General features: G+C 50.2%; 13 protein-coding genes. 1 reads left to right on the forward strand and 12 read right to left on the reverse strand.

Translation table 11 applies throughout. The features are described from left to right. The first annotated feature begins 229 nt into the window (after window positions 1–229). Complete coding sequence (locus DP091_RS21755; RefSeq protein WP_113060236.1) at window positions 230–976, forward strand: class I SAM-dependent methyltransferase; 747 nt, start codon at window positions 230–232, stop codon at window positions 974–976. A 208-nt stretch (window positions 977–1,184) separates the two neighbouring features. On the opposite strand, the gene DP091_RS21760 is transcribed toward DP091_RS21755, so the two are convergent. The 12 genes from DP091_RS21760 to DP091_RS21815 all read right to left on the reverse strand — a co-directional run bounded on the left by DP091_RS21760 (window position 1,185) and on the right by DP091_RS21815 (window position 14,946). Beyond that, window positions 1,185–1,673 carry a cation:proton antiporter regulatory subunit gene (locus DP091_RS21760; RefSeq protein ID WP_071221197.1) on the reverse strand — a complete coding sequence of 163 codons (489 nt, stop codon included), beginning with the start codon at window positions 1,671–1,673 and terminating at the stop codon, window positions 1,185–1,187. Between the two features lie 81 nt (window positions 1,674–1,754). Further along, on the reverse strand, window positions 1,755–2,975 hold the full coding sequence (locus DP091_RS21765) for a cation:proton antiporter (protein WP_113060237.1): 1,221 nt from the start codon (window positions 2,973–2,975) through the stop codon (window positions 1,755–1,757). A gap of 367 nt (window positions 2,976–3,342) precedes the next feature. Further along, window positions 3,343–3,945: a response regulator transcription factor gene (locus DP091_RS21770; protein WP_113060238.1), complete on the reverse strand. Its 603-nt coding sequence runs from the start codon at window positions 3,943–3,945 to the stop codon at window positions 3,343–3,345. Then, window positions 3,942–5,075, reverse strand: a complete 1,134-nt coding sequence (locus DP091_RS21775) for a sensor histidine kinase (protein ID WP_113060239.1) — start codon at window positions 5,073–5,075, stop codon at window positions 3,942–3,944. The genes DP091_RS21770 and DP091_RS21775 overlap by 4 nt, the downstream gene beginning before the upstream one ends. A 100-nt stretch (window positions 5,076–5,175) precedes the next feature. After that, on the reverse strand, window positions 5,176–6,252 hold the full coding sequence (gene desA / locus DP091_RS21780; protein ID WP_113060240.1) for a Delta(5) desaturase DesA: 1,077 nt from the start codon (window positions 6,250–6,252) through the stop codon (window positions 5,176–5,178). 126 nt (window positions 6,253–6,378) lie between these two features. Further along, on the reverse strand, window positions 6,379–7,377 hold the full coding sequence (locus DP091_RS21785; RefSeq protein ID WP_113060241.1) for a Gfo/Idh/MocA family protein: 999 nt from the start codon (window positions 7,375–7,377) through the stop codon (window positions 6,379–6,381). A gap of 50 nt (window positions 7,378–7,427) precedes the next feature. Next, entirely contained in the window at window positions 7,428–7,883 is a 456-nt protein-coding gene (locus DP091_RS21790; RefSeq protein WP_113060242.1) for an acyl-CoA thioesterase, read from the reverse strand. Window positions 7,884–8,117: 234 nt separating this feature from the next. Beyond that, window positions 8,118–9,113, reverse strand: coding sequence for an ABC transporter permease (locus DP091_RS21795; protein WP_071221204.1), 996 nt, complete (start codon window positions 9,111–9,113; stop codon window positions 8,118–8,120). Further along, window positions 9,110–10,600, reverse strand: a complete 1,491-nt coding sequence (locus DP091_RS21800; RefSeq protein WP_113060306.1) for a sugar ABC transporter ATP-binding protein — start codon at window positions 10,598–10,600, stop codon at window positions 9,110–9,112. The genes DP091_RS21795 and DP091_RS21800 overlap by 4 nt, the downstream gene beginning before the upstream one ends. A gap of 144 nt (window positions 10,601–10,744) precedes the next feature. Further along, entirely contained in the window at window positions 10,745–11,866 is a 1,122-nt protein-coding gene (locus DP091_RS21805; protein WP_113060243.1) for a sugar ABC transporter substrate-binding protein, read from the reverse strand. A 369-nt stretch (window positions 11,867–12,235) separates the two neighbouring features. Continuing rightward, on the reverse strand, window positions 12,236–12,871 hold the full coding sequence (locus DP091_RS21810) for an SGNH/GDSL hydrolase family protein (protein WP_113060244.1): 636 nt from the start codon (window positions 12,869–12,871) through the stop codon (window positions 12,236–12,238). Between the two features lie 332 nt (window positions 12,872–13,203). Continuing rightward, complete coding sequence (locus DP091_RS21815; RefSeq protein ID WP_113060245.1) at window positions 13,204–14,946, reverse strand: ABC transporter ATP-binding protein; 1,743 nt, start codon at window positions 14,944–14,946, stop codon at window positions 13,204–13,206. Window positions 14,947–14,987: the final 41 nt, after the last annotated feature.

Raw genomic sequence — 14,987 nt, forward strand, 5'->3', positions numbered from 1 at the left:
TAAGGATGGTAAGCCTCTGAAGCTTATACTTTCTTATCTCTTAAAAATAATCTTTCAGAAATGGGGTGAATTGGATGCTGATAAGGGTCCTTGCCGTTCGAAGTAGCTAGGCCCGGTCTCTCATACTGGACCGGGCCTAGCCAGAATCACAGTAACTGGCAACGAACGAATAAGTGACGATCTGTTTTCAGCATCCCATTTTATCTCATATGGAAGGTGAACAATATAAATGGATTCACAGGAATACAAGCAGTTTTATGATATCGTAGGGGCTTTAAACGGCTGGGACTTTAGCCAGCTAAGATGTATCTCCGAGGGTATGGAGTGGGATTTTTACGATGAGGTTGGCAAATTATGCAAAAAATCCGATGTTGTGCTTGATATCGGCACTGGTGGTGGAGAGAGCTTGATGTCCATCGCCGACAAAGCAGCCCTGCTGGTTGGAATCGATCTATCGCATGCGATGATGGAGACAGCCCGGCGGAATAAACGGAACGTATCGGCTTCCAATGTACGCTTTATGCAGATGGATGCAGAGTCGCTTCAATTCCCGGAGGCGTTTTTCAATTTGATCTCATGCAGACATTCCCCATTCCGTGCATCAGAGGTGGGAAGAGTACTAGAAGAGGATGGCGTGTTTCTAACGCAGCAGGTTCGCGAATCTGATAAAGCCAATCTGGCTCAAGCCTTTGGCAGAGGACAATCCTCCCGTGAAGACGGTGCCTTAAAGGATCAATATATGGAGGAACTTCGGCTTGCCGGGTTCCGTAATATCCAATATGCCGAATACGATGCGGATGAATACTATGAACGTGAAGAGGATCTTATCTTTCTGCTGAAGCACACGCCCATTATCCCCGGGTTTGGACAGGAGGAATCGGATTTTCGCATCCTGCAGCAGTATATCAGAGACCATCGCACAGATCGGGGTATCCGGACGAATTCCGCCCGGTTTATGATCGTGGCCCGGAAGTAACCGGCCCCTCTGGCAATCCATAACCCGCAGCATCCCGCTGTTAAACAGAAAAAGCGCAAAGGGACGAGACCTTTGCGCTTTTTCTTATGCAAAAAGATATCATCCCTTTGATGAATAGGTTGCCCTCCACATAAAAAAGCAAGCCCCCCGTAAAAGGAGGCGCTTGCTTTCGGTATGGTTTATCTTCGCATCGACGAAAGGATCACTATTAGCCGTTAACCAGCAGTTCTTTCAGCTGCTTGATCTGCTTGCGCTCGCCCGCAAGCACCAGCGTCGATCCCGCTGTCAGGATGTCGTCCGGACCCGGATTGATTTTCTGCTCTTTCTTGTTCACAATCGCTAATACATTAGCACCTGTACGTTGACGAACCTGAAGCCCCGCAATGGATTGTCCCACGCATTTGTAATGCGGCTCGATGCGTGCCCATTCGATGATCAGGTCTTCGAGTGTCACCTCGATGGTCTCGAGCGCTTTCGGTTTATACGTCATGCCGCCGATGATGCCGGCGATTTGTCTAGCCTCATCATCCTCTAATGTAATCTGGGAGATGGTCTCCTCAGGATCGTCATCTTCAAAATGGTACAGCTCTCTACGGCCATCGTCATGAATAACAATAACCAGCTTATCCCCTGATCTCGCCTGAATAAGAAATTTCTTACCGATACCCGGCAGATCAGATTCGCGAATAATACTCATGTGAAAATCCTCCGTTCTGGGGTTAATTCAATCTCTAGATTATATAGATTAGTTGGAAGAAAGTAAATCAGGCCAGCAGCCTTAGGCCTTCCTTTTTTTTACTTTCTCCACGGGCTCGCTCCATTTGAATATTTTATTCGCTCCGCGGTAGACACGTTTTGACTCCTTGGCTAGAAGAGGACCGAGAATCGCAAGAATCAAAACATAGAGGGCCGAGAATGGTTTCAGCATAGCGGACAGTCCGCCGGCGAGTCCCAGATTCGCAACGATGATCGTGAACTCCCCGCGAGCCATAATGGTCAATCCGATGTTAAGCGACGATTTATGCGATAATCCAGCCTTGCGACCCGCTATCATGCCTGCGACCAGATTACCGATAATGGTCAGTACCACGGCGCCTAGAGCAAGCCAAAACGCATTGCCAAGCGTGGTCGGGTCGATGCCGAGACCGAAGCTGAAGAAGAAGATGGCTCCAAAAAAGTCACGGAAAGGAATGACCAGCTGCTCGATCCGTTCGCTATGATCCGTCTCCGATAAAGCCAGTCCGAACAACAGCGCGCCGATCGCTTCGGCTACGTGCAATGTCTCCGAAAACCCGGCAATAAAGAACATCGACGAGAAAACAACGATAATGAAAATCTCGCTGGACGTAATATTCAGCAATTTGTTAAGTATAGGCGGGCCTTTTCTCGCAATAACAAAGAACAACAGCATGTAACCTATGGAAATGCAAACCGAGATGATGGTTGCGCCTATCGATGTAGCCCCGCCTAACAGGAGTCCCGACATAATCGATAAGAACACGGCAAGAAAAATATCATCGAACAAAATCATGCCGAGAATGAGTTCCGTCTCCGCATTCCCTGTGCGCCGCAGATCCACAAGCACCTTAGCGACAATGGCGCTGGAGGAAACCGACAGCATCCCTGCAATGATCAGCGTCTCGTACAGCGGCATATTGATCACGAAACCGTAAGCCACACCCAGTACGAAGTTCAATACTACGTATACGGTTCCGCCTACCACAATGTTTCTTCCGGACTTGATCAATTTTTGAACGGAAAATTCAAGACCAAGATAAAAGAGCAGGAATAGAATACCGATCTGTCCCAGAAAATCGATGATCCCCTGGCTCTCGATGAACTTAAAATCAAGAATCCCTATCGTTGGTGCATGTGGACCTACAAGCATCCCGAGCACAATCAAGAACGGTATGATCGAGAACTTGAGCTTTCCAGCAATTACGGAGGCTATAGCAACCAGAATCAGAGCAGTTCCAACCTCAAACATCATATGGTCCATAGAAGACCTCCTCCTCCTCAAATTTGACTTCTGGCAATCATTTCTATTATACATAAAAATGCATACATTTACAAAGTGACTGCCGTTTTCTTGCTTGATAACCCAATAGATGCTATATTTACTCCATAATGTTCAGGGTTAATTTTATTAGTGATTTTATAGTTTCCAAAAAATATAAAATATATCCAAACACTTTACCCCACAAAATAAAATGAATATTTATGCATAATATTGAATACAATACCAGGTAAAAAAATACATATATCGCGAAAAAACACCCTTGTGGCCATCCCCCATTATCTTTATCCGGACAAAAAAAAGAAGCCCCGTGGCTGCAACCACGGGGCTTCCGGCTATTTTCAGATGATTATTTAAACCAACCTTTTTCTTTAAAACGCGTAATCGCTTCGATCCGGTTGCTGACACCAAGCTTATCAAGAATAACGGAAATATAATTTCGCACGGTGCCCGTTGTAATAAACAGCTGATTGGCAATTTCCTTCGTGTTCTTGCCGTCCGCAATCAGGCCCAGCACTTCCTTTTCCCGCTCCGTCAGCGGATTCTCTTCGCCGGAATACGCTTCATCCACCAGCTCGGAGGCGTATATTCGTCTGCCGGCCATAATGCTCCGAATGGATGCCGCCAGTTCCTCGCTCGGGCTGTCCTTAAGGAGATAGGCGTTGGCACCGGCCTTCACGGCACGCTCAAAATACCCCGGCCGGGCAAAGGTTGTCAGGATCATCACCTTGCAGCCAGAGCCCTTTAGTTCTTCAGCTGCTTCAAGTCCGTTCATCATCGGCATCTCAATATCCATGATACAGATATCCGGTTTATGAAGTTTGACAAGCTGTACGGCATCCCTCCCATTCCCTGCCGTCCCGACCACCTGCATATCTTCTTCCAGATCAAGCAGTGAGGCCAGGGCTCCAAGCAGCAATCGCTGATCTTCGGCTATGACAATTCGGATCATATTCCCGCCTCCTTATCCGGCATTCTGAGCACATTAGGTACACGTAGGACCAGCGTAGTCCCCTCGCCGGAAGTGAACTCCATGCTTCCATTTACGAATTCAAGCCGCTCTCTCATTCCCCGCAGCCCATTGCCGCGGTTTCTCGCATCGATCACGAACCCTGTTCCATTGTCCTTCACCCTCGCAACCAGTTCCGTTTCCGTGGATTCGATCACAATGGAGCAAGCCGTGGCATTGCTATGTTTCACTATGTTATTCACGGCCTCTTTCAGGCACATGCTAATCACATTTTCATTCATTAACGACAGATTTTCCGGCTCCAGCGTTCCCTCAAAGGTTAATTCAATCTGGGCAGCCTTTAGAATTTGCTGAATGCGGAAAATTTCATCCGTAAGCCGGGTCCCCCGCATCCGTGTCACCATCTCGCGCACTTCCTTGAGTGCCGTTCTGGCCGTCTGGCGTACATCGTTGATCTCGGCTTGGGCTCTTTCCGTATCTTGCGTCATCAATTTACCGGCCAAATCACTTTTGAGGCCAATGAGAGACAGCTTCTGTCCGAGCGTATCATGCAAATCGCGGGCAATCCGCTGACGTTCCTCCAGCTTCACCAGTTCCGAAATCCGTTTGTTGGCATCCTCCAGCTGACCTTGCAGCTGATCATTCTTATTCCGGTTATAGTTCGTCACGGGCAGCAGAATCACCCCGACTACACTGACAAGCACAAATGGCAGCTGCGTGATAAAGAACGGATTCCGCGTTAACAATCCATAATTGACCGTAATGATGGTGGTGACCAGATGGATCGAATACAGCGTGATAAACCCGGCCTTATTCTTGATGTTCCCGATAAAAAATGCGAGGAACAACGAAAAATAGATATATCCGAATACCAATGACATCGTAATCGATATCAGAATTTGCAGACTCGTCCAGAAGTAGACGAGCCAGCCTTTGGCCAGAAATGAAAAGACGTAGAAAGCAAAGAACATCACGATCATCAGCGTACCGAATACGACCTGATAGGTAGAGGTCGACCGGAAGATGAAATAGAACGGAAGGATATAGAAGACGACCCATACATAAGGGCTCAGCCCCGTACTTTTATGAAATATCTGATACCACTTCTGCATGGAGTCCCACCTTCTGTCGGTTCTAGCTTTGTCCTCATTTCTGTATAACGGACCTGTGATTCTTATTTATTCCTAATTATAACCTCATAGCCGAAAGGAATTACTCGCCCTGCACCCTAGGCCTGCTGTTCGCCAGGCTCTTCTCGGCTTTTGCCAATACCGATTCCTTCGGTTTTCGAAGCGATTTCTTTGCTTCCTTAAATGTGACAAACACCTTTTTCTCTTCATCCCACAGACGGAAACGAATAGATTTCAAACTGGTCTTGAGTGTAATCGTTGTTGCCTTTTGCAGCGGAGGAGCAGCTTCATGCGCCTTCTCCAGGTTGTAATTAGGAACCTTCGGGCTCAGATGGTGAACGTGATGGAAGCCGATGTTACCCGTGATCCATTGCAGAACCTTCGGAAGTTTGTAATAAGAGCTGCCTTCTACGGCTGCATTGATATAACTCCACTCTTCATCATGCTCGTAGTACGTTTCTTCGAATTGATGCTGTACATAGAACAACCAAATGCCCAGCATTCCCGACACCATGAATATAGGAGCTTGAACGAGGAGGAAGGCCTGCCATCCGATCGCCCAGCACAGCAATGCATACAGCGCAACAATCGAAATATTCGTTATATAGTTACTGATTTTCTCCTTGCGTCTCGCACCTTTACGGTTAAAACGGTAGGATACCAGAAATATGGCGATGGGACCCAGTCCGAACATCACGATCGGATTACGGTATACCCGGTAGTATAAACGCTGCCAGAAAGAAGCCGCTCCATACTCTTCAACGGTCAATACCCACATATCGCCGATTCCCCGCTTATCGAGATTGCTGCTCGTCGCGTGATGAATCGCGTGCGTGTTCTTCCACTGTTCGTAAGGGCACAATGTAATAACGCCTGTAATCGTGCCGAGAATTTTGTTCGCCCGGCGGCTCTTAAAGAAAGATCCGTGACAACAGTCATGGAATATGATAAACGTCCGAACAACAAATCCCGATGCAATAATCGCTATGGGCACGGTTAGCCAGTAGGATACAGATAAACTTAAATAGGCTGCATACCATAGCAATATTAAGGGAACCAGTGTATTGAAAAGCTGACCTATACTCGCCTTTGTGTCAATTTCTTCATAAGGGGCAACGTTCTTTTTCAAGCTGGATAGTTTGTTATCGGGTTTAGCCATAGTTGTCTTCCTCCTCGAAATGGCGCAAGGACATTATACATGTATCACGCACTTGTCTAATCTAATTATAGATAGAATGTCACGTAACTCGTAGTCATAAACGTCATTTCGGGAGTATGACAAATATCATATATCGATGCGGGAATCGGCCGGAAACCGCAGTCCTACCTGGCGTCTGGCCTCCTGCATGATTTCGGCCGTAATGAGTGAGTTGGCATGGGTATTGATTGCGCTTTCCCTTTCGCCGCATTGGATTAAATCGATAAATTCCCGTGCTTCATAATACATCGATTCATGGGTCTGAAGCTGGGTCACGTTCTCAATGGTGCCGTCTCTGTAATGAATCTTCACATCATAGGGCTGATTGATTTTGTCAATAATCATCGTGCCGATCTCGCCCTGGATTTCGGCAGGGGCATAGGAATCGCTGATTTTGGAGTGCATGATCACGGCATCCATCTCGGGATAGGACAACAGCAGGCTGCCCTCGCCATCAACCCCGGAGGATAGCATATAGCCGGAAGCTTTCACGGAGTCCGGTTTACCGAACAGGGTGACCATCGGATACAGGCAATAAATCCCCAGATCCATAAGAGAACCGTTGGAATATTCGGGGTTAAATGCATTGAGCACCGTTCCCTGCTTGTACGCATCATAACGGGAGGAGTATTGGCAGTAGCTTGCAAAATAACGCCGGATCGGACCCAGCTTGTACAGGTTGTCCCTGACGGTCTTGAAGTTCGGCATCAATGTCGACTTCAGGGCTTCCATGAGCAGAACGTTGTTATTCTTCGCAGCTTCAATCATGGCGGACACTTCGGCTGCGTTAGAAGCCATCGGCTTCTCGCACAGAACATGCTTCCCGTGGTTCATGCACAATATCGCCTGATCTACGTGATAAGAATTCGGACTTGCAATGTACACGGCGTCAATCTCGTCATCCTGCAGCATCGTCACAAGATCCGTATATACTTTGGGATCCGCATATTTGGCCGCGAAAGCCCTGCCCTTCTCTTCCGTTCGGGAATATACGGCAGCTAGAATAAATTCTTCCGTCTCCAGAGCAGCTTGCAGAAACCGCTCGGTAATCCAGTTTGTGCCTATAATGGCAAAACGGATGTTCATCTCTAATCCCATCCCTTCTCATCTGATAGTAAGTGATCTTTCACTTTTCGTTACATCCATCCTTCAAAAGCGGATATTCGCTCGCGTGCCGAATCCGGAATCGGCGTACTCTTGCCTGACGCGGTATCAATGAGCACAATGGTTCCGCGACCGGCCGCTTTTAAGATGCCGTCCACGACAATCGCATACTGGACGTCCATGGAGGAACGTCCGATCTCGGCCACACGGACATGAAGCTTAAGCGGGTCCTTCAGATACAATTGAGCAAGATACTGGCATTCCAGATCCGCAACCACCGATACCTTTTGTTTGCTGAAGAGGTCCTCGGTCAATCCCAGGTTCTCGAAATACTCAATGCGTCCCTGCTCAAAATACATGAAATAACTGACGTTATTGACATGGCCCAGCATATCCGTTTCGCAATACCTTATCTTTATCGGAATTTCAAAGTGAAACGTGTCCAGCCAAGCCTTGGGATCCGGTTGTATGAAGGTTGGTTTTTTCATGATGAGTCCCCTTTCTCTTTATAAGAGACAAATGTATGTACAATTATAATCAGTCTTCTACAAGGATAGTCAATACACGTTGAGTCCGTCAACTGCATAACCAAATCATGGATAACCCGCCCGAAAGCAGCTGGCCATAAAAAAAGACCACCCGATCCAGAGCAGAATCACTGGAGGGACAGTCTTGATAAGAATGAATGGAGCAAGCTGGTCAAAATACGTGCGGCTCAGCCATCAATGTCGCTTCTTATAGTAAGTCAAGGCAAGCGCCAACGCCAGCACCGAGCCCTTCACGATATCCATCGCATAATACGGCACGGACAGCATGATCAGACCGTTTTGCAATATACCGATCAACACGGCGCCGACAAAGGTCCCAAGCGCGTTCGGCTTGCCGGCTCCGAATACGGAGTATCCGATGAAGGTCGCAGCGACGGCATCCATCAGATAAGGTCCGCCGGAGCCCACCTCGGCCGTCATGACGCGAGCCCCGAGGATAATTCCGCCGATGGCGGCAAACAATGCGGAGACCAGGTATGCAATCAAACGGTATTTGCTCACCGGAATCCCGGATAAGGCCGCCGCTTCTCGGTTGCCTCCGATCATATACATATACCGTCCGTGTTTGGTATAGGTCAGGAACAGATGGACCACGAGGACCACGAGCACCATGATGATAATGATCCATGGCACCTGTCCGATCTTCTCAAACACCGCCGGAATTTTACCCGTGGCAAAATCTCCGCTCGGCAGGATCATATTCTGGGAAATGGTAGCACCCCGGGTATATGTCAAGGCAATGCCCTGGAAGATAAACATCGTCGCCAGGGTCATCAGCATGTCGTCGATTTTGAAATTGATGACCAGAAACGCGTTGATCAGCCCGACGGCTAGACAGAACAGCAGCGTGAGGCCGATGCCGATGCCGATATTTTGCCCATGCCAGACGAACATGGAAATGACCAGCGCATTCGCCAGGGAAGCCGTTGAGCCCACAGACAGGTCAAACCCGCCCACGGCCAGCGATACGGTCAATCCCACGGCAATAATCGTCACGATCGAAATCGAACGGAGTATGTTAATAATGTTGCTTGTATTCAAAAAGTTATCGGCGACGGTCCCGAATACGAGAATAAGTGCGAATACCGTAATCAACGTGCCGTATTTATACAGAAAATCAAAAGCGAAACTAGCCGCCGGCTTCTCCTTAATTGGTCTTGCTGTATTCATGTTAACCCGCCTCCTGTGCAATAAAGCAATAGTTCCTCTTCGTTGGATGACTGCGTCGTCAGCTCCTTCGTGATGCCGCCGTCATACATCACATACACCCGATCCGTGATGCCAACGATTTCGGACAGCTCGCTGGAGGCGTACAGCACGCATTTCCCCCGTTTGGCCAGCTCGGCCACCAGATGAAAAATGTCCCGCTTCGCGCCCACGTCAACCCCTTTGGTTGGCTCATCAAAAATATACACATCCGCGTCGACCAGCAGCCATTTGCCGATTGCCACCTTCTGCTGGTTGCCCCCGGACAAGTTTCTCACTCTGGCCCGCTCGTTCGGGGTCTTAATTCCGAGCGACTCGATAATCTCCCTCGCCGCCTGCTTTTCCTTGCCGAAGCTGAGCCAGGATCCCCATCTGGCGAAACGGGACAGCACCGCAGCCGTTAGGTTGACGGACACCGGCTCTTCCACGAAGACGCCTTCGCGTCGGCGTTCCTCGGGAACCAGCGCGATGCCATGCGAGACGGCATCGTGCGGCGAGCGGATGCGGAGCTTTTTCCCGTTCAGCGTGATATCGCCGGTTGATGTATCGGATGCTCCGAATATCGCCCGGCACAGCTCCGTTTTCCCGGCACCGACCAGCCCGGCCAAGCCGACGATCTCCCCCTTGCGTATGTGCAGGTCAACACTGTTGATTTTGCCTGGGTCGAACATGTTCTTCACCTCGAAGCAGACAGAGCCGATCTCTCGCTGGATATGGGGAAACTGCTGCTCCATCCTGGAGCCCAGCATGTACTCCACCACTTTGGGCTGATCGATATTTGCAATGCGGTCACTCTTCACCAGCTGACCATCCCGCATGATCGTAATCTCGTCGCAGATTTCATACAGTTCCGGCAGCCGGTGCGAGATGAAAATAATGCCGACCCCATCCTGCTTCAGCTTGCGCACCAGCTTGAACAGCTGATCTGTCTCGCTGTGGCTGAGCGGCGCGGTCGGCTCGTCCAGAACCAGAATCCGGCACTGCTTGGAGACGGCCCTTGCGATCAGCACCATCTGTTTCTCCGCCAGCGTCAGCTCCGAGATCAGCTTTTTGCCGGGAACCCGGATGTTCATCCGTGCAAGAATCGACTCAGCTTCCTGCTGGAGCTCCTTCCAGCGGATCAAGTGCCGCTTACCCATATCGTGAACCGTCCGGTCGAGCATAATGTTCTCTCCGACCGTCAGGTTCGGAATGAGCGCCGTATCCACCTCTTGATAGACGATCTGAATGCCCAGATCCTTCGCTTCCTTCGGGGAACGAATGTCTGCCTTGCTCCCATCGATCCAGATCTCGCCCTCATAATGGTTGTAAGCACCCGATAGAATTTTCATTAATGTAGATTTCCCTGCGCCATTCGCGCCGATCAATGCATGTGCTGTTCCTGCGACCGTCTGAAAGTCAACATCGATTAACGCCTTGACGCCTGGAAAAGAAATTGAGATATGCTTCATTTGAAGTAAGGGTGCCGCACCCGACACGTCGGTTGATGTGGCAGTTGTTGGCTCCATAACGCTTCGCAAGTGTATTCTTCCCTTCAAATAGGATAGGGCGCCCTTATCGAAAACCGACAAGAGCGCCTGTATGAATAATGCCGTTTATTTGCCGCTTGCTTCTTTCAACGCCTTCATCCAGTCCTCTTCGAATTCGGTGCTCGTCCCCCAGCTAGGGATAATATCCGCCAGGTTGACCATGTTGACCGCTTCGGCTGCACCCTCAAGGCTGGAACGCTCGATCAATACAGGCTCCAGATTGACCGTGGCAGGCGTTTCCTCACCGGCAATCTTTTTAGCTAGCAAACGCACGTTGATCGCGCCGATCGTTTTTGGATCTACGGCTGCGGTAGCCACCCAAGGGCTGTCCGGCTTCTGGATCAGCTCCAGGTCCGCGTTGGATACGTCGATGCCGTAAATCTTAACCTCGGTGCGTCCCGCTTCCTCCAGCGCTCTGGCTGCGCCGATGGCGAACGCATCCCAGGTTGCGAAAATCGCATCGATTTCGCCCTTCGGATACTTCGTCAGGATGGCGGATACCGCATTTTGCGTTTCCAGCGAAGTCTGGTCGCTCGCCACGCCGAAACGCTCCACTTCCTTGATGCCCGGATTGTTCTTCAGCGTTTCCTGGTATACGGCATTACGTCGTACCATCGGCGGGAATCCGTCTACCCAGAGATAGACGATGTTGGCTTCCGGCCCTTGCTCTTCGACCAGCTTGTCCAGTGCCAGCTTCGCCAGCTGCTCATCATCCTGCGACGTCTGGGTTACCCCTGCAATGTCGCCAATCTCCGGCAAGGAGTCAAAGGTAACGACCGGAATTCCTTTATCCGTAATCTTCTTCACGTCTTGAACGGATGCAGGATCGTCTCCGTGCGAAATGATAAATCCATCGTAATCGCTGTCAATGGCTTGGGCGATCGCATCGTGGAATTTGGCGGAATCCCCGTTCGCCGAGAAGGTATCTACCTTAAACCCGAGAGCCTCGCCTTCCTGCTTCGCGCCTGCCAAAAATTGCGCCGTATGATCATCGCCCCCGATTTTCCGAACGACCATCAATTTCACCGGATCCTTCTCGGCAATGCCTGACGGCAGGTTCTCGACTTTGTCCGCCAGATTGCCTGCTCCGCTGCCGCCGCCGCTGCCCGATTCAGCACAGCCGGTTAAGACAATCATAAACGCAAGCACCAGCGCGGTTAATTTCCTTACGTGTTTACTGCCTTTCATGTTCTCTCTCCCCCTGTTTTCCGTTAAAAGGACTATACTAATTAATACAAGTAATCCTATAGGATTTAATTAGAGGCGTCAACCCTTATTTTCTCGCTTTAATGCATTACACCACATAGGCAAAAAAAATGAAAGTTATTTTCTAACTCTCCTTCTGCCTGAGAGACGCTTTCATTCCATACGCCAGCCCCTTCATTTGATATGTATCGGCAGCGGCGCGCCGATATTTCATATCCCGTGCAAATCCTATCAAAAAAAAGAGCTCGAGAGGGCAGTCATTCACCCCCGAGCTCTTTTTCCCATCCTAATCGATCAGCTCACCCAAGCTTATCCTGCAGCATTGCAGTCCGCTTATTGCCGATCAATGAATTAATCCAAACGAACGCCTATCGTTTCGAGCCAAGCCTTCGCGATCAGTCCGTGTCCGGCCGGTGACGGATGCACGCCGTCCGGCGCCCAGAAGGCAGCTTCGCGGCGGGCCGACGCCGCAGCGAACAATCCGTCCAGCGGCACCAGCAGCGCCCCGTATTCCACTGCTAATTCGCGAACGGCCGTGATTTTCGGATCCAGATCCTCGCGCCAAACTCTGCGATCCTCCGGATGCGGCAGCACGAACGGCTCAACCAGAATCAGCTTGGCGTCAAGCGCCCCTTTCGTGCGTTCGATCAATTTACGGTAGCCGGCTTTGTAATCCTCGGTGCTTGTCGGGTCCCCGCTATCATAACGGCGCCAAGTGTCATTGATTCCGATATAGATGGATACCCAGTCCGGTTTCAAGTCCAGGCAATCCTCCTGCCATCTAGCATTCAAGTCAACGACCCGGTTTCCGCTGATCCCTCTATTCAGAAAGGTTACATTTAACTCAGGAAATTTCATGCCGAACAACGAGTCAATCAATAGCGGGTATCCGTTTCCCAAGCTGCCGGAAAAGTTCCGGTCACGACCGCAATCCGTAATGCTGTCTCCTTGAAATAATACGACATCCCCTTGCTGCAAACGATTCATTCCACTTCCTCCTCATCGGTATGTTGCTAATGTACGTACAATTGGAAATCCGTAGGCTCATTTCTCGTGAGAACGCTTCCTAGCATTAAATATTTGCCACGCAGTGCTCATTTCCTTTTTATGTACCATGCAAATCGTCGATTTATAGGCGAATTTTTTGGCATAACCCATCGGAAGAGAAAAACGTGTATCGACGTACTTTCTCAAAAGACATACTGCATCTAGTAGAAGTTTTTCTTGCGGGACCAGGATGGTAAGCCTCCAAAGCTTATTCTTATTTCCTCAAATAAAAAACCTGCCCCAAAGTCGGGACAGGTTCTGTTATGGTTCGATTAAGCTCCGGTTGGCATGGCCACCCAATGGCCTTCCGATACTTCCACAAGCTCCGAATGCTCGAGGTTATATTTGTCCTCGCCGGTGCGTTCTTCCAGCAGTACCCGTTTCTTCTTGGATTCGATCTTCGGATCGGGTACCGGAATCGCCGCGAGTAGGGACTTCGTATAATCATGCTGCGGATTGGAGTACAGCTCTTCGCTTTCAGCCAGCTCCACGATTTTGCCCATATACATAACGGCAACGCGGTCGCTGATATGCTTCACCATCGACAGATCGTGCGCAATAAACAGATAGGTCAAGCCCAGACGATGCTGCAGCTCCTCCAGCAGCTTCACGATCTGCGATTGGATCGACACGTCGAGCGCGGAGAGCGGCTCGTCGCACACAATGAATTTCGGCTCCACCGCAAGCGCCCGGGCAATCCCGATTCGCTGGCGCTGGCCGCCCGAGAATTCATGCGGATAGCGCGTGGCATAGGCCGGATCCAATCCGACCATATCCAGCAGCTCCTCGACCCGTTTCTTCCGCTCCTGCTTACTTCCCGTCAATTTGTGAACATCCAGCGCTTCGCCGATAATGTCCACCACCTTCAATCTTGGGTTGAGCGAGGCATACGGATCCTGGAATATCATCTGCATATGGCGCCGCATGGCCTTCATTTCCGAAGGAGAAAGGCGATTTACGGACATTCCTTGGTACAGCACTTCTCCGCCGGTTGGCTGGTGAAGGCGTAGGATGGCTCGTCCCGTCGTCGATTTTCCGCTGCCGGATTCCCCGACAACCCCGAGCGTTTCCCCAGCCTGTATGTGAAAGCTGATATCATTTACCGCTTTAAGCACATTACCTTTACCCATATCAAAGTACTGCTTCAAGGATTTAACCTCTAACAGAGGTCCCTTGTAATCCGTGCTAGGCACAATGATCGGCGCGGGCTTCGCTTTCTTCTTCTCGTCCAGGCGCGGAAGCGCGTTTAACAGCTTCAGGGTGTAGGGATGCTGAGGATTCTCGAAAATTTCGTCCGTCGTTCCCGTCTCGACGATCACGCCGTCCTTCATCACCGCCACGCGGTCGCACATGCCCGCGACAACGCCAAGGTCATGCGTGATCAATATAATGGAAGAACCGAATCGCTCCTGCATATTTTTCATCAGATTGAGGATTTGAGCCTGAATGGTTACGTCAAGCGCCGTTGTAGGTTCATCCGCGATCAGCAGCGCAGGTCTGCACGCCAGCGCGATGGCGATCATGACCCGCTGCCGCATGCCGCCCGAGAACTCGTGAGGGTACTGGTTATAACGCGCTTCGCTGTTCGGGATGCCGACCAGCTTCAGCATCTCAAGCGCCTGCTGCTTCGCTTCCTGCTTGGACAGCTTCTGGTGTTTGACCAGGCTCTCTGAAATTTGTTCCCCGATTCGGATCGTCGGATTAAGCGAGGTCATCGGATCCTGAAAGATCATCCCGATATCGCGTCCGCGGATGCTCTCCATCTCTTTCTCGGTTTTCTCCGCCAGGTTCTGGCCAAGGAACAGGATCTCCCCATCCTTCATATAAGAAGGCGGGGAAGGCAGCAGCCGCATGATCGAGCGTGCGGTGACGCTTTTGCCGCTTCCCGATTCCCCAACGATCCCGAGCGTTTCCCCTTTCTTCACTTCAAAGCTGACCCCACGCACCGCGTGAAATTCTGAATCACGGGATTGAAAGGCTACACTCAAATTTTTAACCTGCAATATCGGTTCCAACTCTGCTCACCTGCCATTATGCGTTTATGTCATTAAAGTAA

This window comes from Paenibacillus sp. MDMC362 (genome assembly GCF_003269305.1).
GTDB lineage: Bacteria > Bacillota > Bacilli > Paenibacillales > Paenibacillaceae > Paenibacillus_AQ.

What these genes read in the sequence shown, in the direction of transcription:
- desA (WP_113060240.1), bottom strand. Translation starts at nt 6,252, where the DNA reads ATGGCTAAACCCGATAACAAACTATCCAGCTTGAAAAAGAACGTTGCC.
- DP091_RS21775 (WP_113060239.1), bottom strand. Translation starts at nt 5,075, where the DNA reads ATGCAGAAGTGGTATCAGATATTTCATAAAAGTACGGGGCTGAGCCCT.
- DP091_RS21760 (WP_071221197.1), bottom strand. Translation starts at nt 1,673, where the DNA reads ATGAGTATTATTCGCGAATCTGATCTGCCGGGTATCGGTAAGAAATTT.
- DP091_RS21790 (WP_113060242.1), bottom strand. Translation starts at nt 7,883, where the DNA reads ATGAAAAAACCAACCTTCATACAACCGGATCCCAAGGCTTGGCTGGAC.
- DP091_RS21785 (WP_113060241.1), bottom strand. Translation starts at nt 7,377, where the DNA reads ATGAACATCCGTTTTGCCATTATAGGCACAAACTGGATTACCGAGCGG.
- DP091_RS21805 (WP_113060243.1), bottom strand. Translation starts at nt 11,866, where the DNA reads ATGAAAGGCAGTAAACACGTAAGGAAATTAACCGCGCTGGTGCTTGCG.
- DP091_RS21755 (WP_113060236.1), top strand. Translation starts at nt 230, where the DNA reads ATGGATTCACAGGAATACAAGCAGTTTTATGATATCGTAGGGGCTTTA.
- DP091_RS21770 (WP_113060238.1), bottom strand. Translation starts at nt 3,945, where the DNA reads ATGATCCGAATTGTCATAGCCGAAGATCAGCGATTGCTGCTTGGAGCC.
- DP091_RS21810 (WP_113060244.1), bottom strand. Translation starts at nt 12,871, where the DNA reads ATGAATCGTTTGCAGCAAGGGGATGTCGTATTATTTCAAGGAGACAGC.
- DP091_RS21765 (WP_113060237.1), bottom strand. Translation starts at nt 2,975, where the DNA reads ATGGACCATATGATGTTTGAGGTTGGAACTGCTCTGATTCTGGTTGCT.
- DP091_RS21800 (WP_113060306.1), bottom strand. Translation starts at nt 10,600, where the DNA reads ATGAAGCATATCTCAATTTCTTTTCCAGGCGTCAAGGCGTTAATCGAT.
- DP091_RS21795 (WP_071221204.1), bottom strand. Translation starts at nt 9,113, where the DNA reads ATGAATACAGCAAGACCAATTAAGGAGAAGCCGGCGGCTAGTTTCGCT.